The 461-nt window shown below is 41.4% G+C and carries 2 tRNA genes and 1 rRNA gene; all 3 read left to right on the top strand.

Annotation, left to right across the window (positions count from 1 at the left end):
* A 16S ribosomal RNA gene (locus tag BHU61_RS13260) occupies positions 1-74 on the top strand; the annotation flags it as partial.
* Between the two features lie 90 nt (positions 75-164).
* A tRNA-Ile gene (locus BHU61_RS13255) sits at positions 165-241 on the top strand.
* Positions 242-273: 32 nt separating this feature from the next.
* A tRNA-Ala gene (locus tag BHU61_RS13250) sits at positions 274-349 on the top strand.
* Positions 350-461: the final 112 nt, after the last annotated feature.

Here is a 461-nt window from a genome sequence, read left to right as displayed (position 1 = left end):
AGGTGGGACAGATGATTGGGGTGAAGTCGTAACAAGGTAGCCGTATCGGAAGGTGCGGCTGGATCACCTCCTTTCTAAGGATAATTACGGAAATCAGACTTTTAAGTCTGATAGGGATTAACATTGACATATTGTATTCAGTTTTGAATGTTTATACATTTAATGGGCCTATAGCTCAGCTGGTTAGAGCGCACGCCTGATAAGCGTGAGGTCGATGGTTCGAGTCCATTTAGGCCCACCATTATAAATATTCATTTAAATTAATACCTTTATGGGGGCTTAGCTCAGCTGGGAGAGCGCCTGCTTTGCACGCAGGAGGTCAGCGGTTCGATCCCGCTAGTCTCCACCATTAATTCTTAAACATTGTACTTTGAAAACTAGATAAAGTAAGAAGAAATAAAAGATTTTACCAAGCAAAACCGAGTGAGTTCATTTTTGAATTCTTAAAAAAATCGCGCGTC

The organism is Macrococcus epidermidis (assembly GCF_003259695.1).
In the GTDB taxonomy this organism is placed as follows: Bacteria; Bacillota; Bacilli; order Staphylococcales; family Staphylococcaceae; genus Macrococcoides; species Macrococcoides epidermidis.
This window is presented reverse-complemented; position numbering and strand designations above follow the sequence as displayed.